The sequence below is a fragment of the Streptomyces sp. WAC 06738 genome (assembly GCF_003945505.1).
In the GTDB taxonomy this organism is placed as follows: domain Bacteria; phylum Actinomycetota; class Actinomycetes; order Streptomycetales; family Streptomycetaceae; genus Streptomyces.
Genome location: NZ_CP029618.1, coordinates 7,346,536 through 7,367,616, shown reverse-complemented (window position 1 = coordinate 7,367,616; position 21,081 = coordinate 7,346,536). Strand labels below are relative to the sequence as shown.

The following is a 21,081-nucleotide window of genomic DNA, read 5'->3' as shown; positions in this document are numbered from 1 at the left end:
TCCGACTCGAACAGGTGCTCCCGGAAGCCGCCCATGGTAGTGGCCAGGGGGGCAGGGGTGTCCGTCACCGGCCGGTCGGCCGGTGACGGACGCCGGCGGTGGTCAGCGGGTGATCTTGAGGACTTCGCCGCTGGTCCCGACCGAGTTGTTGGTCACGTAGATCTCGTCGTCCGGGCCGACGGCGACCCCCGAGGACATCGTCAGGCGGTCGCCGGTCTCGACCGGGGTGACGTCGCCTGTGCCGGTGTCGACCACGTTGATCGCGCCGGGCTTGGGGCCTTCGGGCCCGTAGCCGCCGGTGATCGTGAGCGCGACGAGGTCGCCGGACTTGTCCAGGGCGAGGTCGCTGACGGCCGTCAGGCCTTCGGCGAACACCACGGGGCGGTGGCCGGGTGCGATCTTCCAGATCCGGGCCGCGCCGGGCTTGAGGGCGCCCATGTCGGAGACGTAGACGGTGCCGTCGCGGGTCTCGACGACGCCGCCGGGTACGGCCTCGGAGAGCTGGCCGTTCACGGTGTTGCCGGGGAAGACGGCCTCGGCGCGTATCGAGCCGAACGCGGAGATGCCCAGCAGGTCGTTGCCCGCCGCGTCCGTCGCCAGGTAACCGCCCTTGCCGGTCTTGGCCAGCCGCCAGGCGTTGCTCTGCACGGACGAGGGCTCGTTCGGGGTGGGCGGCTCGCCGAGCACCCAGTCGGGGTCCATCCGCGTCTCGTAGTCGACGAGGTCGGCGATGGTGTGCCCGGCGGAGTGCCGCAGGGTGCCGAGGTGCTTGGCCCCGGCGCCGAGCCCCGCGCGGAACTCGTTGGTGTTGCCGCCGCCGTTGAGGACCACGTACCCGAAGGCGCTCGGCTCCACGTCGACGGGGCCGGTGGCCGAGATGGGCTGCTGCGGGTTGGCCACACCGGCGGCGAGAGACGGCAGGCCGTTGACGACGCGGCCCTGCTTCCGGCCGTCGATGCGGTAGACGGAACCGGTGGCGCCGACGCACTGCTTGCCAGCCTCGCAGCCCGCCTTGCCCTTGCCGGACTCGGCGACGAGTATCCGCCCGTGGCGGTCCACGTGGAGCCCGCGCGGGTTGTTCAGCTCATCGGCCACGACCTCGATCGCCGGTTCGGTCTCGTCGGCGACCGCGGGCGCCGGCAGCGTCACCGCGGTGACACCGCCGAGCACGCCTGCGGACAGGACAGCCCTCTTCCACTTCCTGTTCTTGCTCGACATCTCACTCCTTCTTGCCGCCGCATGGAGCGGGCTTGTTATGGGCAATCCGCGACACCATAAACACTGCCGCGGTATGACGTCGTGCATTGTTCGACTGCGCAGCGGGCGCAGTTGGACAACGCCCCGGTATTCAAGTGGCGCTCGAGCAGGACTCCGTTTCCGCGCGGGAATTGGACACATGACGGTCGGCGGTGTGCTGGCCTACCGTCGGCGAATCCGGGAAAGACGGGAACTCGCCTTACGGAGGAATCCGATGCCACCGCTGCCCCCCGCTCGTCTCGTCCGTGTCGTCGAAGGGATTCGCTCCGCACTGCAGTCGCTGACCCGCAAGATGGCGCCGCCGCCGTTCGCGCTCCTGGAGCTGGCGCAGGGCGCCATGGTCTCCCAGGCGATCTACGCCGCCGCCGAACTGCGGGTCGCGGAGGCGCTGGCGGACGGGCCGCTGCCGGTGGCGCGGCTCGCCGAGAAGACGGAGACCGACGCCGAGTCGCTGCGCCGGCTACTGCGCCTCCTCGCGACGTACGGGATCTTCACCGAGCGGAAGGACGGCCGGTTCGCGCTCACCCCGATGGCCCGGGCGCTGCTGCCGGACGCGCCGATGTCGATGAACGGCATCGCCCTGCTGATGGGACATCCCACGCACTGGGAGGACTGGGCGCACTTCGCCGAGGCGGTACGCACCGGAGAGCCGAGCCTGCCGAAGCTCCGCGGCATGGGCGCGTTCGAGTACCTGGAGGAGAACCCCGAGTACGGGGGTGTGTTCATCCGCGGCATGGGCTCGATGTCGGCGACGGAGACGGACCCGCTGCTCGCCGCGTACGACTTCTCCCGCTTCCGCACCGTCGTCGACTTCTGCGGCGGCCGCGGCGACTTCCTCGCCGGGGTGCTGCGCAAGTCGCCGAAGGCCCGCGGCGTGCTCTCCGACCCCCGGGTCGGGGAGAACGGCGCGGCCGCGTTCCTGGAGAAGGAGGGCGTCGCCGACCGGTGCACGATCGCGGACGGCGGGCTCTTCGACCCGGTGCCGGAGGGCGGGGACGCGTACGTCCTGAAGCACATCGTGCACGACTGGCCGGAGCCGCAGGCCGTGGAGATCCTCACCAACGTGCGGAAGGCGATGAACCCCGGCGGCCGGGTCCTCATCATGGAGATGGTGCTGCCGGACAAGCGCAACGCGCCGCACGCGGGCAAGCTCGTCGACCTGTGGCTGATGCTGCTGGTCGGCGGCCGGGAGCGGACCGAGGCGCTCTATGGGGAGCTGCTGGCGCAGGCGGGGCTGAAGGTGGAGCGGGTGGTGCGGACGCCCGCGGCCATCTCCGTGGTGGAGGCGAGCCGGATCTGAGCCCGCCCGGTGCGCCGGCGGGGTGCCGGGGCTCATCCCGGCGGCTGCCCGGCCGGCCGCCGGGTGGTGGCGACGACCCGGTGCCACAGGTTGCAGAAGCCCGAGGCCAGGACGAGGGTGGCGAGCTGGCTCTCGTCGAAGTGGCGGGCGGCTTCGTGCCAGACGGCGTCGGGGACGGCGTCCGGCCGGTCGCCGAGCCGGGCGGCGCTCTCCGCCAGGAGCAGCGCCGCCCGTTCGGCGTCGCTGTAGTACGGCGCGTCGCGCCAGGCGGCGACGGAGGCGATCCGCTCGGGCGGCTCCCCCGCGGCGCGCATCTCGGCGGCGTGCCGGTCGACGTTCCAGCTCGCCCCGTTGATCTGGCTGGTGCGCAGATAGACGAGGAGCAGGGTGCTCTCGGGGACCCCGGACCGCTTCAGTGCCTCGCCCAGTGCCCGCAGCGCCGGTACGGCACCGGGTACCGCGGCCGTGGGGCTGGCTATTCGCGCCTGCATCTCGCTCCTCGCTGTCGCACCGTAGGGTTCGGACGGCCGGAGGCCGGGCGCGCCGGGGCGCTGTCACGTCGGCCGGGTGCCATCCGTCATCTCCATGACGATCGGCAGCGGAAGAGTGTGACGGCGGCCACCGCCCCTGACACCTTCACCCCCAGGACGGAGAGCAACGATGAGGTTCCGCACGATGATCGAGCCCGCCGGCAACGCGACCGGGTTCGAGGTGCCGGGCGAGGTGGTCGACGGTTTCGGGGCGGGCCGGAGGCCGCCGGTGGTCGTCGAGATCAACGGCCACTCCTGGCGGACGCGGATCGCGCCGATGAACGGGCGGTACGTCGTCGGGGTGAGCGCGGCCCACCGCAAGGCGAGCGGGGTGGTGCAGGGCGAGGAGGTGGAGGCGGAGGTGCGGCTGGACACCGAGCCGCGGGAGATCGTGGAACCGCCCGAGCTGACCGCCGCGCTGGACGCGGAGCCGGGGGCGCGGGCCGCGTACGACCGGCTGGCGCCGACCCACAAGCGCCGCCATGTCCGCGCGGTCGAGGGCGCGAAGACGGCGGCGACCCGGGAACGGCGGGTGGCCAAGGTGCTGGCGGAGCTGGCCGGCGAGGAAGCGCCGGGAGGCTGACGGCGGGCGGCGCGCCGGCGGCGGGCCCCGGCCGGCGCGCGCGCCCCGCACCGCCCGGGCCCTGGGCGGTACGGGGCGCCGTCATCGCTGCGGGGTCACCGGCCGGGCGCCGGTGCTCTTCGTCAGCCGAAGGAGATGGGCTGGGCGATGGGGCCTATCTCCTGCTCCCAGGCCACGATCTGGCACTGCTCCACGGCGCAGTCCACCGTGATGGTCTGGCCGGTGCTCCAGTCCGTGGCCTGGAACTGCTTGCGCGCCACGTACTGGGCCGAGAAGGTGCCGTCCGCGGCCGCGGTGGTGTGGACGGTGTCCTCCGCGCACACGGTGTCGCGGACGCACTCGCTGACGCCGATCGCGCTGCCGGCGACGTAGCCGGAGCCGCTCACGGACACCGTCTGGCCGTCGGCGAGGCCGGTGCTCGGCGTCACCGTGACGGCCGGGGCGGCGGCCGCGGCGGGACTGGCCGCCAGGGCGCCCAACGCGGCGGCGGCGCCGAGGACTCCGGCGGTGGCCAGACGGATACGGCGTGCGGGCATGTGATCTCCCTGCCTCTCGGGTGTCGACTTCGCGGGGTTGTGCGGTTGACGGCTCCAGCGTCGGAGGTGACGCAGGAGCCGCGGTTGATCGCGAGTCGAAGTCCGGTCCTGCCGGGGTGTCACAATCCGCCGCTCCCGTACGTACCGGCGGGTCCCTTCACCTCTTCGGCCCGGCGCCGCCGAGGGGCACTTCGCGTACGCAGAGCGCGGCGAGCAGCGTCAGCGCGGCCGCGACGACCGCCGCCCAGAAGGCCGACCGCACGCCCTCCGCGGCCGCCGCGGCGGTGGGCACCCCGTGCTCGCCGAGGCCGCCGGAGAGCGCGCCCATGACGGCGACCCCGAGGGAGCTGCCCAGCGTGCGGCAGAGGGTGACGGCCGACGAGGCGACGCCCATCTCCCGTACGTGGACGCTGCTCTGCGCGACGGTGACGACGATCTGGGTGAGGAAGCCCATGCCGATGCCGAGCACCGCCATGAACACGCCCGTGGTCAGCCGGGAGGTGCCGGTGTCCAGCCGGGTGAGCAGGAGGGTGCCGGCCAGCATGAAGGCGCCGCCCGCCACCTGCGCGGACCGGTAGCCGCCGGTGCGCGCCGTGTACCTGCCGGAGAGCTGGGAGACGAGCAGCAGCGTGGCGAGCATCGGCAGCAGCAGGAGCCCGGACCCGGTGGCGGACAGGCCCTGCGCCGCCTGCTGGTAGAGCGGCAGGTAGAGCACGGCGCCGAACATCACGAACCCGGTGAGGAAGGCGAGCGCCGACATCAGCGCGAAGTTGCGGATACGGAACAGGCGCAGCGGCAGCACCGGTTCCGCGGCGCGGCGCTCGACGGCGAGGAAGCCCACCAGCGCCACGGCCGCGCCCCCGGCGAGGCCGAGGATCACCGGCGAGCCCCAGGCGTGCTCGCCGCCGCCCCAGGTGGCGGCGAGGACGAGGGCGGTGACCCCGGCGGCCAGCAGGGCGGCCCCGGCGTAGTCGGCGCGGACGGGCGCGCCCGTCCGCGGCGGCCGGGCCGGAACCCGGATCAGCAGGACGGCGAGGCCCATGGCCAGGGCCGCGAGCGGCAGGTTGATCAGGAACACCCAGCGCCAGCCGAGATGGTCGGTGACGAGGCCGCCGACGGGCGGGCCGCCGATCATCGACACCGCCAGCACGCTGGTGATCATGCCGGCGTAGCGGGCGCGTTCGCGCGGGGGCACCAGCGCGCCGAGCACGGACATGGCGCCCACCGCGATGCCGCCCGCCCCCAGGCCCTGGAGCGCGCGGAACGCGATGAGCCGGGGCATGTCCTGGGCGGCCGCGCAGAGCGCGGAGCCGGCGGCGAACACGGCCAGCGCGGCCAGCAGCACCCCGCGGTGGCCGTGCAGGTCGCCGAGCTTGCCCCACACGGCGGTCGTCGCGGCGGCGGCGAGCGTGTACGCGGTGACCGTCCACGCCAACTGCCCGGCGCCGCCCAGGTCGCCGACGATCGTCGGCATGGCGGTGCCGATCACCATGGTGTCCAGGGACGACAGCAGCAGCGCGAGCAGCAGTGGGAGCAGCGTGACGCGGACGCCGGCCCGGAGGCGGGCCCGCGGTCCGGGCGCGGCGCGGTCCGTCGTGGCGGCCACGGCCTAGCCGATCCTCATCGTCGCCATCATGCCCATGGCGGAGTGGTCGAGCATGTGGCAGTGGTACGGGAAGTCGCCGCGGTAGGTGTCGAACGACGCCTGGAGCTTCACCGTCTCGCCGGGCGCGAGGAACACGGTGTCCTTCAGCCCCGACTCGGCCGGCGACGGCGGCAGCCCGCCGCGCTCCAGCACCCGGAACTGCACGAGGTGCAGGTGGAAGTTGTGCGCGGCGACGCGGTTGGAGTTGGTGACGGTCCACACCTCGTGGGCGCCGTAGGTGACGGCGGCGTCCACCCGCCCCGGGTCGTAGACCTTCCCGTCGATGTACGCGGCGGGCGGTGTGCTGCCGTCCTCCGTCATGCTGAGGTCGACGGTGCGGCCCGCGGTGGGTTCGGGGCGGTCGGGCAGGGTGCGCAGCCGGGCGGGCACGGAGCTGGGGTCGGCGGCGGTGCGCACGATGTCGAAGCGCAGTACCTCGCCGGTCTGCTCCGGCGTGCCGGGGCCGGCGGCGTTGCGCAGCACGACGCTGCTGCCGACGGGGTAGCGGGAGAAGTCCACGACGATGTCGGCGCGTTCGCCCGCGGAGAGGAAGACCCTGTCGGTGGTGTACGGCGCGGTGAGCAGCCCGCCGTCGGAGCCGATCTGCTGGAAGGCGCCGCCGTCGGCGAGCCGCAGGTCGAAGGAGCGCACGTTGGCGCTGTTGAGCAGCCGCAGCCGGTATTTGCGCGCGGCGACCTGGAAGTACGGGTACGGGACGCCGTTGGCCAGCAGGGTGGTGCGGGTGCGGTCGCCCATGGCGTAGACGAGCCCGCCGGTGTCGTCGAAGCGGGCGTCGCGCAGGGCGATGACGACCTCGTACCGGCCGCCGGGCAGCGGCAGCGCGGACTCGGTGTCGTCGGTCAGCAGATAGGAGCCGGACAGCCCGCGGTAGACGTGCTCGGCCTCCATGTGGTGCGCGTGGTCGTGGTACCAGAGCGGGGCGTGCGGCTGCTGGTTGGGATAGAAGTACAGCCGCTCGGCGCCGGGGGCGATGGTGTCCATGGGGTGGCCGTCGTTGACCGGATGCACGGCGGCGCCGTGCAGGTGGACGGCGGTCGGCATGTCGAGGGTGTTGCGCTGCCTGATGACGACGGGCCCGCCGCGGCGGGCCCGGATGGTCGGTCCGGGGAAGTGGCCGTTGTAGGTGAGGACGTCGGTGGGCAGGCCCGGCAGGATCTCCTTCCGCACCTTCTTCATCGTGACGTGGTAGACGGACGCGCTGCCGACCGTGTACGTGGGCGCGAGGACGGGCGGTACCGGCATCGGGACGGCGAACTTCGCGACCGTCGCGGTGCCGGCCCCGGCGGTGTCTGCGGTCGCGGTGCCGGGGGCGTCGGACGCGGCCCGGTTCGCCGCGTTCGCGAGCGGGATCAGCCCCGCGCCCGTGAGCGCGGTGCTCCCGGCGGCGACGCCGACGGCGAGGGCCCTGCGGCGGGTGACCATGGTCTCCTCCAGCTCTGGACGTGCGTTCCCCGGGAACGGGAGCAGCCGCAGTCCAGCAGCACCGGCTCGCGTACGGGTCGCGCGGCGGCCGGTCCCGGACAGGGCCCCGGCGCCGTGTCAGCGGCGTGTCAGCGGGCCGTCAGATCGCCCTGGGAGCCTTCGAGTCGAGACAGCGGTCCCGTCGTCGTGCGCGGGCCGCGCCGCCGGACCCCGACTGCCACTGGAGGAGTCTGTGCTCATCAATCAGATCGTGCGCGCCGAGCGGGCGGGCGGCTCCGACACCCTGCTCGCGCTCCGCGAGGCGGTCCGCGACCTGCCGGTCGAGAAGGTGCCCGTCGCCAGTCTGGTGGTCACGTTCAGCCCGCGCGCCGCGGGCGTGGACGCCGGCTACGCGCTGGCGCTCTCCGAGGTGGAGGCCGAGCTGCCGCCCATCCTCGTGCACCGCGGGCGGATGGCCGTGATCGACGGCCGGCACCGGCTGCGGGCCGCCCGGCTCAACGGCGCCGCGTACATCGGCACGCGGTTCTTCGACGGCTCGGAGAGCGACGCGCGGCTACTGGCCGTCGCGATGAACGTGGCCCAGGGGCTGCCCCTGTCGCGGGACGACCGCATCGCCTCCGCGCTGCGCATCCTCACCGCCCGGCCGCAGTGGTCGGACCGCTCGGTGGCGGCCGTCGCCGGACTGTCCGCGCGGACGGTCGCCGAACTCCGCGGCCGCGCCCGGGGCCAGGCGCACGACGCGCCGCGGATCGGGCTCGACGGCAGGCGCAGGCCGTTCCGTTCCGCGCAGGGCCGGGAGCTGGCGGCGAAGCTGCTGGGCGAGGAGCCGGGGGCGTCGCTGCGGTCGGTCGCCCGGCGTGCCGGGATCTCGCCGGCCACCGTCGCCGACGTACGGGACCGGCTGCGCCGCGGCGACGACCCCGTACCGGTGGGGCAGCGGGAGGAGCCCGCGGCGGAGCGGCCGGCCCGCGAGCCGGCGCCGCCGCCCGTCCCCGCGCTGTCGCCCGGGGAGCTGTTCGTCATCTTCGACTCGCTCTGCCGCGACCCCTCGCTGCGGATGACGGAGACGGGCCGTACGGTCCTGCGCATGCTCGACGCCTGCCATCTCATCGCGCGGGACCGCGAGAAGATCACCGTGAACCTGCCGCCGCACTGCAGGGAGCAGTTGGCCGAGCTGCTGCGGGGCTACGCCGGGCTCTGGCGCGACCTGGCGGGTGAGCTGGGCGCGGGACGCGCAGCGGGGGCGGTCGGCGCCGTACGCTGACCGCCCCCGGGGACCCCGACGGCACGCGCCGCCCGGCGCGTGCCGTCACGCGTGGCCCAGCTTGAACCCCACCCCCCGGACGGTCACGACCCAGCCGCTGCCGCCGAGCTTGCCGCGCAGGCTGCTGACGTGCGTGTCGACGGTGCGCCGCGACCACGAGTCGCCCCAGACCCGCTGCAGGAGCTGCTTGCGGGGTATGACCGTGTCCGGGTGGGAGGCGAGCTGGCAGAGCAGGTCGAACTCCTTGCGGGTGAGCGCGACTTCCGTACCGCCGACGGTGACGCGGCGCGAGGCGACGTCGATGTGCAGCCGGCCGTGCCTGAGGTGCCGGCCGGCCGCGGGCTGCTGCGGCCGGGCGCGGCGCAGCACGGCTTCGATACGGGCCATCAGCTCGCGCATCCCGTACGGCTTGGTGACGTAGTCGTCCGCCCCGGCCTGGAGGCCGAGCACGCAGTCGAGTTCGGACTCCCGGCCGGTGACGATGATGATGGGCACGTGGCTCACCGCGCGGATGCCCCGGCACACCTCAAGGCCGTCGAGGTCGGGGAGTTCGAGGTCGAGGAGGACCATCTCCGTGTCCTGGTGCGCCCGCAGCGCGGCGCCGCCCTGCTTCGCCCCCACCGGCTCGTGCCCGTAGCGGCGGAGCTGGGCCATCAGCGACTCGCCCGTGTCGGGGTCCCCGTCGACCACCAGGATGCGCCGGCCGGCCGGCCCCGCGGCCGCCATGCCCGAGGGGCCGGCGGACGCCGGATCCCCGGGCACGGCGGTCCTGGTCACCGGCGGGCGTAGGTCGGGCAGCACCTGCGACGTCATCTGAGTCATGCCTCCCCCGTGTGGTGTGCTCGGCAGGTGGGCGGACGGGCCGCGGGCAGCGGCGCCGCACGCGGTGGTTACGTGCTGCGCACCCATGCGGAGTCGTGCCGGGTGAAGCCGATGTGCGGGTAGTAGTCCCGGGCGGCGGGCGCGGACAGCAGGACGAGCTTGGCCGCCGGGGCCTCCGCCATGGTGGCGTCGATGAGCGCGCGGCCCACGCCCGCGCACTGGTGGGCGCGGACGACGGCGATGTCGGAGAGGTACGTGACGTAGGCGAAGTCGGAGACGCTGCGCGCGAGGCCGATGAGCGCGCCGTCCTCGTCGCGCGCGACGACCACGAGGTTGGCCTCGCGCATCATCGTGGCCATCCGTTCCCGGTCGTCGACGGGCCGCCGCTCGCCGAGCCCCGAGTCCCGGTAGACCGCGAGCACTTCGTCGAGGTCGAGCGAGGCGCCCGCGGCGCGTTCAGTCTTCCAGTGCACCGAGCTTCTCCAATCGGTCGCGGATCACGTCGTGACGGGTGAGGAAGCGCTCCGGGCGCAGCTCGCCGACGGTGATGCCCTCGCCCGCGAGGGTGGCGCCGAAGTGCTCCCCGGTGGCCACCGTACGGTCGGCGGCCCGCTGCACGGCGCGGTACGCGCGCTCGCGCTCCGCGCCGTCGTCGGTCAGCAGCTCGGCGAGGACCGCGGAGCTGTGCACGAGTCCCGCGGTCTGGTCGATGTGGGCGCGCATCCGCTCGGGGTGCACCCGCAGCGAGGCGACGAGTTCGGCGGCCTTCGTCGCCTGGAAGTGCGCCACGGTCAGGCTGTCGGGCAGGATCACCCGCTCGACCGACTGGTGGGCGAGGTCCCGTTCGTGCCAGAGCGGGACGTTCTCCAGCGCGGCGGTGGCGTGGCCCCGCAGCAGCCGCGAGAGGCCGCAGAGCCGCTCGCTGGTGGTCGGGTTGCGCTTGTGCGGCATGGCGCTGGAGCCCTGGTACGCCGCGGACCTGCCCTCCTCCACCTCCGCGACCTCGGTGCGCTGGAGCAGCCGCAGCTCCAGGGCGAGTTGCTCCACGCAGGCGCCGAGGGCGGCGACGGCCTGGAGCAACTGGGCGTGCCGGTCGCGGGCGACGACCTGGCTGGGGCAGTCCTCCACGCCGAGCCCGAGGGCCGCGCAGACGTGCGCCTCCACCGCGGGGTCGATGAGCGCGTACGTACCGACGGAGCCCGAGACCGTGCCGACCGCCACCGCGTCGCGCGCCGCCGCCAGCCGGCGCAGCGACCGGTCGACGCCGAACGCGAAGCCGGCCAGCTTGTGCCCGAAGGTGGTGGGCTCGGCGTGCACCCCGTGGGTGCGGCCGATCATCGCCGTGTCCCAGTGCTCGAGCGCGCGGCCGATCAGGGTGCGCCGCAGCTCCCGGGCGGCCCCGGAGAGCAGGTCGCAGGCGGTGGCCAGGGTGTGGCCGAGCGCGGTGTCCACCAGGTCGTAGCTGGTCATGCCGAGGTGCACCCAGCGGGCCGAGGCGTCGGGCATGCCCTCGCAGTAGGCGGCGAGGAAGGAGAGCACCTCGTGGTCGCGCTCCTGCTCCAGCTCCGCGACCCGTGCGGCGGCGGGCACCGGCGCCCGGCGCATGTCCTCGACGACCCCGGCGGGGACGCGGCCGAGCCGTTCCTGCGCCTCGGAGGCGAGGATCTCGACCCGTACCCAGGTCTCGTACCGTGCCTGATCGGAGAAGAGCCGCCCCATGTCCGGCAGCGTGTAGCGGGGAATCATCTGTGCCACCCGTCCCGTCGTCGTTCCTCGTACGCCTCGGATTCAGTACGCCTCGAAGTACTCGCGCTGCTCCCAGTCGGTGACCTCGCCGGCCGGCGCGCCGGTCGCCGCGCACCAGGTCTCGAAGCGGTCGAGTTCGCTCTCCTTCAGCCGCGTCAGGCAGGCCGTCAGCGGGGCGCCGAGCAACTGCTCGGCGCGGCCCGCGCGGAACGCCTCGAACGACTCGCGCAGCGACTGCGGCACGAGGCCGGCGCCGGGGTCCGCGGGCGGGCCGGCGGCGCCGCCCTCCAGACCGTCGAGCCCGGCGAAGAGCTGCGCCGCGATGTTCAGGTACGGGTTGGCGCACGGCTCGCCCATGCGGTTCTCGATCCGGGCGTTGGCGCCGCCGCCGGCCACCCGCAGCATCGCGGTGCGGTCCTCCACGCTCAGCCCGATCCGCGTCGGGGCCAGGGTGTGGGCCGAGTGCAGGCGCCGGTAGCCGTTGACGGTGGGCACCGAGAGCAGGAGCAGCTCCCGCGCCCAGGACAGCAGCCCGTCGGTGTACGCCTTGCCCTCCGGGGACAGCCCGCCGGAGAGCCCTTCGGCGCCGAAGAGGTTGCGGCCGGTGGCCGACTCCCGTACGGACTGGTGCAGATGCCAGCCGCTGGGGTCGAAGGAGGGCAGCTTCGGCAGCGACATGAACGAGGCGTGGTAGCCGCGGCGGGCGGCGAGCCGCTTGGTGACCGTACGGAAGAGGAGCATGGCGTCCGCGGTGTCGAGCGGCGACATCGGCGCGAACGTCGTCTCGACCTGGCCGGGTCCCGACTCGTGCTCCATCGAGCGCAGCGGCAGGCCGAGCGCGGTGAGGCACTGCGCCAGCGGGTCGGCGACGGCGGCGACGGAGTCGTAGCGGAAGTCCAGGTTGAACTGGTAGCCCGCGTTGACGGCCGCGACCCGCGGCGCCCGGCCCTGGGTGCCGAAGCCGTTGCCCTCGTTGCCCGGCTCGTCGTCGAGCCGCCGGGTGAGGTACCACTCCGCCTCGAGACCGAGCAGCGGGTCGAGGCCGCGTGCCGCGTACCGCTTCTCGACGGCGCGCAGCACGGCGCGGGACGACAGCGGGTGCGGGCTTCCCTCGCGCAGGTACTCGTCCCCGATGACCCAGGCGGTGCGCGGCTCGGTGCCGGGCAGCACCTGGAAGGTGAGCGGGTCGGGCACCAGGATGAAGTTCCCGGCGCCCGCGATCTCCTCGACGCCGATGCCGGGGTCGCCGAGGAAGTCGACGGCGACGGCGTGCCCGGTGTCGAAGAGGAAGGGGCCGGGGCTGAAGTTCATGCCGTGGCGGAGCACGGAGCGGAAGGCCGGCACGGTCAGCGTCTTGGACCTGACGAGCCCGTGCGGGTCGCCGTAGACCAGGCGGACCAGTTCGAGCTGGCCCAGCTCGGCCTCGATCCGGTCGGCGACGGCGCGCTGGTCGTCGGTCCACAGGTCGTGGTCGGCGACGAACGACGGCCGCCCCACGCTCTCCTCGCCCGACGGCGAACGCCACTTTCTGGAGTACACGGCTCAGATCCTTTCGACGACGGGCAGGGCGGCGGGGGCGGGCGGCGGCTGGGCCGCCCACGGGGCCGGCAGCGCGCCGAGGTCGGTCTCCAGCCGCGCGGCGGTGGCGAGCACGAGCGCGTCGGCGCCCACGGGCCCGACCACCTGTACCCCGGCGGGCAGTCCCGCGGGGGTGAGACCCGCCGGGACCGAGACGGCCGGCTGGCCGGTCATGTTGAACGGGTAGGTGGCCGGGGACCAGGCGAGCCACAGCAGGTCGCGCGGGTCGGCGGCCCACCCGGGCGCGATGGCCCCGGCGTCGAACGGCTCGACCGGCACGGTGGCCATCGCCAGGATGTCGTAGCGGTCCATGACCGAGCGCAGCTTCGTCCGCAGGGCGTGGCGCACCTCCTCGGCGCGGATGACCGCGGTGCCGCTGAGGGTGCGGCCGTGGCGGACCACCTCCAGGCGGCCGGGGTCGCAGAGTTCCTCGTCCTCCGGTCCCGTGGAAGCCGCCTCCGCGGCGGCGAGGATGTCGACCAGCGCCGGGTACAGCCCGTCGCAGCGCACCTCGATCCGCTCCACGCGGTGCCCGCGTCCCGCGAACGCCGCCAGCGCCCGTTCGGTGACCTCGCGGACACCGGCGCCGGTCCGCTCGTACTCGATCCAGCCGACGCGCAGGCGCCGCGAGGAGCGCTCGGGGTCGAGGGAGCCGAGGGCCGAGTCGGGGTCGTACGGGTGCGGGCCCGCCGCGACGGCGGCCAGGGCGGCGGCGTCCTCGACGCGGCGGGCGAGCGTGCCCTGGTGGGAGAGGCGCTCGATGCTGCCGGGGACGTAGGGGATGCGGCCGTACGACGGCTTGTAGCCGACGACGCCGCAGAACGCCGCGGGGATACGGACCGAGCCCGCGCCGTCCGTGCCGAGCGCCCCGTCGCAGAGCCCCGTCGCCACCGCCGCGGCGGCGCCGCCGCTGGAGCCGCCCGCGGTGCGCCGGGGGTCGTACGGATTGCGCACGGGCGGGCCGACGCGGCCGACGGTGCTCGCGCTCCAGCCGTACTCGGAGGTGGCGGTCTTGCCGACGACGACCGCACCGGCCGCGCGCAGCCGCGCCACGGCGGGCGTGTCCTCCGGCGGGCGGGTGTTGGGGAGCAGCGAGCCGCGGCCGGTGGGCAGGTCGCCGGTCTGCAGCAGGTCCTTCACGGAGACCGTCACCCCGAGCAGGGGCCGCTCCAGCCAGGCGGCGGCGCCCCGCTCGCGGATGAGCACGTCCGCCTCCCGGGCCGCGCGCAGCGCGCCCTCGCCGGCGACGGCGACGTACGCGCCGGTGGTGTCGGCGCGGATGGCGTCCAGCACGGTCCGCACGTGCCGCTCCGCGGTGAGTTCGCCGGCGGCCAGCAGCTCCCTCAGCCGGGCGGGCCCCGGAGCGGGCCCCGCGCTCTGCCCCGCCGTCACGAGCGGCCGGTCGCTCTGCCGGCGGCCCCGGCGGTCCGCGCGGCGGCCGGAGCCCCCGCGATGGCGGCCCGGTGCCAGCCGGCGTCGAAGGCCGTGACCTCCACCGGCTCCCCGGCGGCGGCCAGTTCGGCGGCGAGGCCGGTCACCCGGCCGACGAGGCCGGACACCCGGTGCGCGGCGAGCAGGTCCTGCTCGTCGAAGGGGGTGCCGTCGCAGCGCAGCAGCCGCAGGTCGACGAACCCGTTGAACCGCCGCCCGGCGACCTCGACGGCCTGCGGCGAACGGATGGAGAAGCGGACCTTGTTGGTGACGTGGCCGTGGTGGTGCTGGTCGGAGAAGAAGGCGACGTCGGGGATGGTGGGCGGGACGAAGTGGTCGCGGGCCAGGACCTCTTCGGTACGCGGCAGGTTGCCCGCGATGAAGTGCCAGGAGTTGTACTGCATGCGCGACGACATCGCCCACGCCGCGTCCGCCATCGCGGTGGCGGAGTCGCCGAAGTGGCGGCGCGCCTCCGGGGCGGGCACCACGCAGCAGAAGTACTTGGTGATGTCCCAGCCACAGATCTCCGCCCAGCTCTCCGCCCTCAGCTTCGCGACGAGGGTGGGCAGCGAGCGCATCCCGCGGCTCATCGCGAAGTCCGTACGGAACACGTCCGCGCTGGCCGCGACGGTCTCGTACACCAGCGACTCCAGGCCGCTGCCGAACGCGCCGTGCGGCCGCGCCAGCCACCCGGGCGCCGCGGCGGCGGCGTCCGCCAGCGCGTCGAAGGTGCCGCCGGTCAGCGGCAGTCGCTCGCTGAGGCGGGCGCAGACGTCCTGCTCGTAGCGGTGCGCCCGGGCCGCCGGCGGGGCGGCGACACGCTCGATCTTGTGCATGAGCGCGCCGTGGATCTCGCGGTAGAGCTGGACCCGGCCGGGGAACGCCTTGCGGACCGTGCCGAGCGTCGTGGCGAGCGTGTCGAGCGCGGCGACGTCGGGCGCCGCCGCGTGCGGGAGGGAGGGGCCACCGGGTGCGGCGGCGTAGCCGCGTCTCACCCGCTCCAGCATGGCGGCCACGTGGTCGAGGCTGAGCTGCGTGCCGTTGGCCTCCTCGACCCGGCCGGGTCCGGCCGAGCGGATGAGGAGGACGAGGCAGACCAGGAGCTGCACGTCGTGGTCGGACCAGAGGTCGAGCGGCAGGCCCCGGAGGCTGCTCAGCGCGCAGTCGGGGTGCCCGGGGAAGAGGGTCTTGCCGGTGATGTTGTTCTGGTCGCGGAAGTTCGTGTACTGCTTCTCCTCCTGGTACAGGACGAACGGCGCCGTGCGCAGGGCCGCCTCCGTGGCCAGGTCGAGCAGTTCGTCGCGGCCCGCCTCGCCCTGCTCCGCGAGCCAGGCGCGGCAGTGCGCGACCTCGTCGGCGCGCCGGGCGGTGGCGGCGGCCAGCTCGCGCCGGTAGGCCCGCACGGCCCGGGCGGACCACGGCACCCGCAGGGAGCCGCCGACCAGGTCCTGCTGGCGCAGCGGGGGCTGCGAGGGGGCCCGTACGGCAACCCGGCCGCTGCGGGCGAGCGCCAGTTCGCCGGTGAAGACGGGCTCGTCGTCCGCCTCCCGGTCCGCCGCGCCGTCCGCGGCCGTGTCCGCGGCGGGCTCTCCGGTACGCCAGGTGAGGCCCCACAGCACCTTGAACGCGGCCTCCTCCGCCGTGCCGAGCGCCCGCAACTGCACCTCGGCGGGCACGTGTCCGTCGAGGGTGAGCAGGACGCCGACCGCGGCGCGCGGCCCCCCGGCCTGCCGCGCCCGGGCCCAGGCGCGCTCCAGCAGCCCGGTGAAGCCGGCGCCCGGCTCCCGTTCGCGGTCGGGCTTGGGGGTGGCGCCGGCCGGGCTGCCGAGGCGGCTGGGCCGGCGGCTGATGCGCTTGCGGGCGTTGGCGGCCCGGCGCGTTTCGCGCGACTCGTCGCGCGGTGCGGGGGCGGTCACGGGGCGCTCACCGGGGTGACCTCGATGTGGCTCCACATCGATTCGTCCGTGGGCGCCCAGTCCTCGTCGACGTAGATGCAGTCGACCGGGCACTCCAGTACGCACACGGGGCAGCCGGAGCAGAGCTCCGGGACGATCACGACGTCGAGGCCGCGGTCGAAGATGGCGCCGAACTCCTCGGGGCAGCTCCGCAGGCAACTGTCGCAGGTGATGCACTCCGACGTCTCGATACGCCGCGGGGGCTTCTTCCAGTTGGCGGCGCGGGACCGATTGGCGATCCGCTCGTTGCGCTCGGCGTTGGCGGCCGGTGCGTTGTCGTCGTTCACGGGTGGTCACCCTTCGAGTCAGCGGGGTGCGACCGCGGCGGGAGGCTCCGCAGTCCGGATGTCGCCGGCGGCGCTGCCGGCCCGGGGAATCTGAGAGGTGGTACGGGGCACGTGAGGTGCCGCGGTGCCGATGCTCGCCGGACGGTCTCGACCACTCCCGGAGCGCGGCTGGTGGTCCGCTGGACTCGGCGCCGACGCCCCGGGCCCGGGGGGTGACGTACGAGGCCCGGGGCGTACGTACGCGCGGCGGTGCTCAGCCGCGCGCGCCCGCGCTGCCGGCCCGCGCCGGCTCCGCGGCGGAGGTGCCCGCGGCCCCGAACCAGCGCCGCAGCGACTCCGCGAGGTCGCCGCCGTCGGGTTCCGCCCACGCGACGTACCCGTCGGGCCGGACCAGGACGGAGCCGAGCTGCCGGCTCTCGGCCCAGGCGCCGGGCTGCCACGAGCCGCGGACGACGTCCACCCGGTCCCCCCACCCGGCGGCGGCCGCGGCGTGCCGTCCGGACGGGCCGGTGTCGACCAGCACGCCCCGGCCCGGGTGCAGGAGTTCCACGGCGGTGGTGCGGCTGCCGTCGGCCAGCTCCAGCTTCAGGTCGGGCCGCAGGCGGACGCCGAGCAGCGGATGCCCGGTGGCGCCCACGTCGTAGGTCACCTCCAGGCCGCTGACCATGCCGGCGAGCGCGGTCGCCGCCGCGGGGAGGGCCGCCAGCTCCCGCATCACCTGCCGGATCGGCTCCATCTCGGGTCCGGTGAGGTAGAGCTGCGACTGCGCCAGGGTGCTGCGCAGCAGCCGCTGCCCGACCGGGTGCCGCTCCGCGTGATACGTGTCGAGCAGCCCCTCGGGCGCCCAGCCGAGGACCGTACCGGCCAGCTTCCAGCCCAGGTTGACGGCGTCCTGGACGCCCACGCTCAGCCCCTGCGCGCCCGCGGGCACGTGCACGTGGGTGGAGTCGCCGGAGAGCAGCACCCGGCCGCGCCGGTACTCGGCGGCCTGCCGGGTGGTGTTGGTGAACGCGCTCACCCAGCGCACGTCGCCGTGGTGGACGGACTGTCCGGTCAGCCGCTCCCAGGAGTCGGCGACCTCCTGGAACGTCGCCTCGCCGGTGCTGTGGTCGTGCGGCGGCTGGCCGTCGGGGTGGATGATGATGCGGTCCACGCCGTCCTCCAGGCTGATGGCCATCACCATGCCGCCCTCGACGCGCTCGCCGATGGGCCGCGGCCGGATGTCGCAGCCCGCGATGTCCGCGACGAACATCCCCCGGGTCGCCTCCAGTCCGGGGAAGTCGATGCCGGCGAGCTTGCGGACGACGCTGCGCCCGCCGTCGCAGCCGACGAGGTACTGCGCGTGGGTCTCCGCGGGCCCCTCGGGTCCCTCGGTCGCCACCACGATGCCGTCCGCGGTCTCCCGGAAGCCGGTGACCTCGTAGCCGCGCTCGATCCGCCCGCCGAGGGAGCGCACCCACGCGTCGAGCATGGCCTCGATGCGGTACTGCGGCACGCCGCGGGTGCCGAAGTGGACGTCGTCGAGAGCGTGGAAGTCGATCCGTACGCCGCCGAAGTGCCCCTGCGTGCCGATCTCCACCTCGCCCAGCCGCTCCATCAGCCCGCGCTGGTCGAAGGTCTCGGCCGCCCTCCGGGTGAAGCCCACCCCGCGGGACTCGCCGCTGGGCTCGCCCAGCCGCTCGTACACGACGACGTCCACGCCCCACAGCCGCAGTTCGCCCGCGAGCATGAGCCCGACCGGCCCCGCGCCCGCGATCACCACTTCTGTCATTACTGCCTCCAAGCCGAGATCCTGTGCAGGCCACTGCCTTTCACCGCCCAGAGCATGACTCCTGTACCGCTTCGTTCAAGTGGCGAATTGAGCAGTTGAACGCCCGCGGCGGCGGGTTAACGTGCGATCCCGGCAGGGAAGTCCCACGCGCGCCCGACAAGAACAGGAGCCGTCCATGGCCGCACATGCCCGGCAGAAGCTCACTACTTTTCTTGCATTCAAAGAGGACGCGGAAGAGGCGGTGGAACTCTATACGTCGCTGTTCGACGATTCCGAGGTGGTACGGGTCATACGCGCCACCGCCGACGAACCCGGCTGGAAAGAGGGCACGCTCCAGCACGCCGTATTCACGCTCGCGGGCCAGGCGTTCATGTGCATCAACATGCCCAGGCCGCCGGCCCGCGGGCACGACCACGCGCCCTGGGACTCCTACGCGTTCACGCCCGCCACGGCCGTCTACGTCCAGTGCGACTCCGCGGCCGAGTTCGACCGGGTCTTCGCGGCGCTCGCCGAGGGCGGCGAGGTGATCATGCCGGTCGGGACGTACGGCTTCAGCGCCAAGTTCGCATGGGTGAACGACCGGTTCGGGGTGTCGTGGCGCATCAACCTCTCCGAGTCCACCGCGAACGGCCGCGGGTAGGCCGGCCCATGACGACAGCGAGCGAGCGTCCGGACGGCGCAGAACGGCCCGTCATCGGCATCACCGCGGCCACGTCGGACATCAAGGTGGCCATCTTCGACATGCGGGCCACCTTCACCCCGCAGCAGTTCGTCGACCGCGTCGCGCGGGCCGGCGGCACGCCCGTGCTGCTGCCGCCGCTGCCGGAGGCCGCGGGCGCGGTCGCGGGACTCGACGGGCTGCTGCTGCTCGCGGGCCCGGACGTGGAGCCGGCGCGCTACGGCGCCGAGCGGCACCCGGAGACCAAGTCGGTCGACCCGGTACGGGACGAGGCGGAACTGGCGGTCATCGCCGAGGCGCTCCGTCTGGACGTGCCGTTCCTCGGCATCTGCCGCGCCCTGCAACTGCTCAACGTGCTCCGCGGGGGCACCCTCCACCAGCACCTTCCCGACCTCGTCGGGCACACCGGGCACTCCCCCGGGCTGCGCGACTACGGGGACCAGCGGGTGTCGCTGGAGGGCGGCAGCCGGATCGCGAAGGTCTTCGCGTCGGACGCGGCCACGGTGCCCTGCCACCACCACCAGGTGGTCGACGTGCTGGGCAAGGGCCTGCGGGCCACCGCGTGGTCGGTGGCGGACGGGATCGTCGAGGCCGTGGAGGTGCCGGACCACCCCTTCGGGGTCACGGTGCAGTGGCACGCGGAGGAGAGCGACGACGACCGCCCGTTCCTCGCCCTCGCGGAGGCCGCGCGGCACCACCGCGGGATCCGCGGGGCCCGCGGCGGCGGGGCCGGCGCGGCGGGCTGACGGACCGGAGCGCCCGCCGGGTGCGGTCCGGGGAGCACGGGGCCGGGCGGCGGCAGCCGTCCGGCCCCCGCGCACCACGGGGTCGCGCGCGGAGGCCGGGATCGGATGGGGAAGCTCCCGTCAGGCGCCCCACGCGCCTGCCACCTGGCGGGTGGCGACGTTCAGCCGGTTGAACAGGTTGGTCACACCGATCATCAGGACGAGGGCGGCGAGGCCCTTCTCGTCGTAGTGCTCCGCGACCTCGTCCCACAGCTCGTCCGGCACCGGGTCGCTGCGGTCGGCGAGCCGGGTGGCCGCCTCGGTCAGCGCCAGCGCGGCGCGCTCCGCGTCGGTGAAGTAGGGCGCCTCCCGCCAGGCGGCGACGGCGGCGAGACGCTCGTCGGTCTCGCCGCTCTTGCGCGCGTTGCGGGAACCCGAATCCACGCAGGTGCTGCAGCCGTTGATCTGGCTCGCCCGCAGATGGACGAGATCGAGGGTGGCCTTCGGCACGCTGCCGCCGAATGCCGCCTTGAAAGCGTCCTGAATGGGCTGCATGGCGTCAGGAAGAATCACTGCGGGATTCTTGATACGGGATTCCATCGGAATTCTCCTCCTCCGAAGATGCATGGATTGCTGCCGGCCGGGACGTCCCGTGCCCACAGCTATGACGTCCGGCGGCCGGGACATGTGACAGGAATGCCCGATGCCCGGCCGCGGCCCGTACCTGCGGCTACGCGCCCGCCTTGGCGGCGAGGAATTCCTCCCAGGTCCTGCGCCCGTCCTGGCCCTCGCCGTCCTGCACCAGGAGCTTGCCGGCCTTGATCTTGCCGAGCCCCGGCATCCAGAGCTGGAGCACCTTCTTGCGCCGGCTGCTGGCGTGCAGGTAGCGCTTGATCAGGTCGGCGGCGCTGGTCACCTCGGGCCCGGCCATGTCGGGGACCCGCCCGGCCGGCTTCCCGAGGGCCAGCTCGACCAGCCGGGCCGCGACCTCGTCCGGGTCGATGGGCTGCACCAGGAAGCCGGCGGGCACCGGCACCACGGGGAACCGGGCGCCGGACTTGGCGCCCTTGAGGATCAGGTCGTAGAACTGCGTGGCGCGCATGATCGTCCACGGCAGCCCGGAGTCCGTGATCACGCGCTCGGAGTCCCGCTTGGACTTGAAGTAGCCGAACGTCACGTCGTCGACGCCGACGATGGAGACGTACAGCAGGTGCGGCGCCTCCGGGAGGGCCCCGGCGGCACGCACCAGGTTGGCGGTCGCCTTCTCGTCGCCCTTCTTGTCGCTGGCGCAGTGCATGACGATGCGTACGCCGTCGAGCGCCCCGGCGATGCCCTGGTCCTTCAGCAGGTCGCCCTGGACGTACTCGACGCCGGGGACCTTCGCCGCGCCCTCCTGGGCGCGGCGGCTGAGGACGCGCACGTCACGCCCGGCGTCCCGGAGTCGCCAGACCACCTGGCGGCCGAGTGTGCCCGTGCCGCCGGTGACCAGAATCGGCTCTGACATCTGTTGTCCTCACATCCGTGGGTGG

Annotated in this window: 20 protein-coding genes; 5 read left to right on the top strand and 15 right to left on the bottom strand. The window is 74.2% G+C overall.

Features of this window, described 5'->3' with window-relative positions; all coding sequences use genetic code 11:
• Window positions 1–102 precede the first annotated feature (102 nt).
• Complete coding sequence (locus tag DMB38_RS32050; RefSeq protein ID WP_164716154.1) at window positions 103–1,218, bottom strand: ScyD/ScyE family protein; 1,116 nt, start codon at window positions 1,216–1,218, stop codon at window positions 103–105.
• A gap of 253 nt (window positions 1,219–1,471) precedes the next feature.
• On the opposite strand from DMB38_RS32050, the gene DMB38_RS32045 reads away from it, so the two are divergent.
• Window positions 1,472–2,557: a methyltransferase gene (locus DMB38_RS32045; protein ID WP_125938091.1), complete on the top strand. Its 1,086-nt coding sequence runs from the start codon at window positions 1,472–1,474 to the stop codon at window positions 2,555–2,557.
• 32 nt (window positions 2,558–2,589) lie between these two features.
• Here DMB38_RS32045 and DMB38_RS32040 read toward each other — a convergent pair whose 3' ends face one another.
• Entirely contained in the window at window positions 2,590–3,048 is a 459-nt protein-coding gene (locus DMB38_RS32040; RefSeq protein ID WP_125938090.1) for a carboxymuconolactone decarboxylase family protein, read from the bottom strand.
• A 169-nt stretch (window positions 3,049–3,217) separates the two neighbouring features.
• On the opposite strand from DMB38_RS32040, the gene DMB38_RS32035 reads away from it, so the two are divergent.
• A complete protein-coding gene (locus tag DMB38_RS32035; protein ID WP_125938089.1) occupies window positions 3,218–3,670 on the top strand; it encodes a YdeI/OmpD-associated family protein in 453 nt (150 codons plus the stop codon).
• Between the two features lie 122 nt (window positions 3,671–3,792).
• Here DMB38_RS32035 and DMB38_RS32030 read toward each other — a convergent pair whose 3' ends face one another.
• The 3 genes from DMB38_RS32030 to DMB38_RS32020 all read right to left on the bottom strand — a co-directional run bounded on the left by DMB38_RS32030 (window position 3,793) and on the right by DMB38_RS32020 (window position 7,294).
• Window positions 3,793–4,206, bottom strand: a complete 414-nt coding sequence (locus tag DMB38_RS32030) for an enediyne antibiotic chromoprotein (RefSeq protein WP_125938088.1) — start codon at window positions 4,204–4,206, stop codon at window positions 3,793–3,795.
• Window positions 4,207–4,363: 157 nt separating this feature from the next.
• Window positions 4,364–5,812 carry an MFS transporter gene (locus DMB38_RS32025; RefSeq protein ID WP_240662577.1) on the bottom strand — a complete coding sequence of 483 codons (1,449 nt, stop codon included), beginning with the start codon at window positions 5,810–5,812 and terminating at the stop codon, window positions 4,364–4,366.
• 3 nt (window positions 5,813–5,815) lie between these two features.
• Window positions 5,816–7,294 (bottom strand): multicopper oxidase family protein, encoded by a 1,479-nt coding sequence (locus DMB38_RS32020; protein ID WP_125938087.1) that lies wholly within the window; start codon window positions 7,292–7,294, stop codon window positions 5,816–5,818.
• A 232-nt stretch (window positions 7,295–7,526) separates the two neighbouring features.
• On the opposite strand from DMB38_RS32020, the gene DMB38_RS32015 reads away from it, so the two are divergent.
• On the top strand, window positions 7,527–8,558 hold the full coding sequence (locus DMB38_RS32015; protein WP_164716153.1) for a ParB/RepB/Spo0J family partition protein: 1,032 nt from the start codon (window positions 7,527–7,529) through the stop codon (window positions 8,556–8,558).
• Window positions 8,559–8,603: 45 nt separating this feature from the next.
• Here the strand turns inward: DMB38_RS32015 and DMB38_RS32010 are convergent, their stop codons facing one another.
• The 8 genes from DMB38_RS32010 to DMB38_RS31975 form a co-directional block, all read right to left on the bottom strand.
• Entirely contained in the window at window positions 8,604–9,284 is a 681-nt protein-coding gene (locus DMB38_RS32010) for a response regulator transcription factor (RefSeq protein WP_240662794.1), read from the bottom strand.
• Window positions 9,285–9,448: 164 nt separating this feature from the next.
• The gene (locus tag DMB38_RS32005) at window positions 9,449–9,853 is read right to left on the bottom strand and encodes a GNAT family N-acetyltransferase (RefSeq protein WP_206337778.1); all 405 of its coding nucleotides are present in this window, start codon (window positions 9,851–9,853) and stop codon (window positions 9,449–9,451) included.
• Window positions 9,837–11,126 carry an adenylosuccinate lyase gene (gene purB, locus DMB38_RS32000; RefSeq protein ID WP_125939419.1) on the bottom strand — a complete coding sequence of 430 codons (1,290 nt, stop codon included), beginning with the start codon at window positions 11,124–11,126 and terminating at the stop codon, window positions 9,837–9,839. The genes DMB38_RS32005 and purB overlap by 17 nt, the downstream gene beginning before the upstream one ends.
• Window positions 11,127–11,168: 42 nt before the next feature.
• Window positions 11,169–12,665 (bottom strand): glutamine synthetase family protein, encoded by a 1,497-nt coding sequence (locus DMB38_RS31995; protein ID WP_125938085.1) that lies wholly within the window; start codon window positions 12,663–12,665, stop codon window positions 11,169–11,171.
• Between the two features lie 3 nt (window positions 12,666–12,668).
• A complete protein-coding gene (locus DMB38_RS31990; RefSeq protein WP_240662576.1) occupies window positions 12,669–14,096 on the bottom strand; it encodes an amidase family protein in 1,428 nt (475 codons plus the stop codon).
• A complete protein-coding gene (locus DMB38_RS31985) occupies window positions 14,093–16,051 on the bottom strand; it encodes a hypothetical protein (protein WP_125938084.1) in 1,959 nt (652 codons plus the stop codon). Before DMB38_RS31985 ends, DMB38_RS31990 begins: the two co-directional genes overlap by 4 nt.
• Complete coding sequence (locus DMB38_RS31980; RefSeq protein WP_125938083.1) at window positions 16,048–16,377, bottom strand: 4Fe-4S dicluster-binding protein; 330 nt, start codon at window positions 16,375–16,377, stop codon at window positions 16,048–16,050. The genes DMB38_RS31985 and DMB38_RS31980 overlap by 4 nt, the downstream gene beginning before the upstream one ends.
• A 253-nt stretch (window positions 16,378–16,630) precedes the next feature.
• Window positions 16,631–18,148, bottom strand: coding sequence for an FAD-dependent monooxygenase (locus DMB38_RS31975; protein ID WP_125938082.1), 1,518 nt, complete (start codon window positions 18,146–18,148; stop codon window positions 16,631–16,633).
• Between the two features lie 175 nt (window positions 18,149–18,323).
• Between DMB38_RS31975 and DMB38_RS31970 the strand changes: the two genes are divergently transcribed.
• Both DMB38_RS31970 and DMB38_RS31965 read left to right on the top strand, forming a co-directional pair.
• The gene (locus DMB38_RS31970) at window positions 18,324–18,788 is read left to right on the top strand and encodes a VOC family protein (RefSeq protein ID WP_125938081.1); all 465 of its coding nucleotides are present in this window, start codon (window positions 18,324–18,326) and stop codon (window positions 18,786–18,788) included.
• A gap of 8 nt (window positions 18,789–18,796) precedes the next feature.
• Entirely contained in the window at window positions 18,797–19,573 is a 777-nt protein-coding gene (locus DMB38_RS31965; protein ID WP_164716152.1) for a gamma-glutamyl-gamma-aminobutyrate hydrolase family protein, read from the top strand.
• Window positions 19,574–19,693: 120 nt separating this feature from the next.
• Here DMB38_RS31965 and DMB38_RS31960 read toward each other — a convergent pair whose 3' ends face one another.
• A complete protein-coding gene (locus tag DMB38_RS31960; protein ID WP_101420551.1) occupies window positions 19,694–20,152 on the bottom strand; it encodes a carboxymuconolactone decarboxylase family protein in 459 nt (152 codons plus the stop codon).
• A 130-nt stretch (window positions 20,153–20,282) separates the two neighbouring features.
• Window positions 20,283–21,056, bottom strand: coding sequence for an NAD(P)H-binding protein (locus tag DMB38_RS31955; protein WP_125938079.1), 774 nt, complete (start codon window positions 21,054–21,056; stop codon window positions 20,283–20,285).
• Between the last annotated feature and the right edge of the window lie 25 nt (window positions 21,057–21,081).

Coding starts and splice junctions, on each gene's coding strand:
- DMB38_RS32050 (WP_164716154.1), bottom strand. CDS start 1,218: ATGTCGAGCAAGAACAGGAAGTGGAAGAGGGCTGTCCTGTCCGCAGGC.
- DMB38_RS32045 (WP_125938091.1), top strand. CDS start 1,472: ATGCCACCGCTGCCCCCCGCTCGTCTCGTCCGTGTCGTCGAAGGGATT.
- DMB38_RS32040 (WP_125938090.1), bottom strand. CDS start 3,048: ATGCAGGCGCGAATAGCCAGCCCCACGGCCGCGGTACCCGGTGCCGTA.
- DMB38_RS32035 (WP_125938089.1), top strand. CDS start 3,218: ATGAGGTTCCGCACGATGATCGAGCCCGCCGGCAACGCGACCGGGTTC.
- DMB38_RS32030 (WP_125938088.1), bottom strand. CDS start 4,206: ATGCCCGCACGCCGTATCCGTCTGGCCACCGCCGGAGTCCTCGGCGCC.
- DMB38_RS32020 (WP_125938087.1), bottom strand. CDS start 7,294: ATGGTCACCCGCCGCAGGGCCCTCGCCGTCGGCGTCGCCGCCGGGAGC.
- DMB38_RS32010 (WP_240662794.1), bottom strand. CDS start 9,284: ATGGCGGCCGCGGGGCCGGCCGGCCGGCGCATCCTGGTGGTCGACGGG.
- purB (WP_125939419.1), bottom strand. CDS start 11,126: ATGATTCCCCGCTACACGCTGCCGGACATGGGGCGGCTCTTCTCCGAT.
- DMB38_RS31975 (WP_125938082.1), bottom strand. CDS start 18,148: ATGACAGAAGTGGTGATCGCGGGCGCGGGGCCGGTCGGGCTCATGCTC.
- DMB38_RS31970 (WP_125938081.1), top strand. CDS start 18,324: ATGGCCGCACATGCCCGGCAGAAGCTCACTACTTTTCTTGCATTCAAA.
- DMB38_RS31965 (WP_164716152.1), top strand. CDS start 18,797: ATGACGACAGCGAGCGAGCGTCCGGACGGCGCAGAACGGCCCGTCATC.
- DMB38_RS31960 (WP_101420551.1), bottom strand. CDS start 20,152: ATGGAATCCCGTATCAAGAATCCCGCAGTGATTCTTCCTGACGCCATG.
- DMB38_RS31955 (WP_125938079.1), bottom strand. CDS start 21,056: ATGTCAGAGCCGATTCTGGTCACCGGCGGCACGGGCACACTCGGCCGC.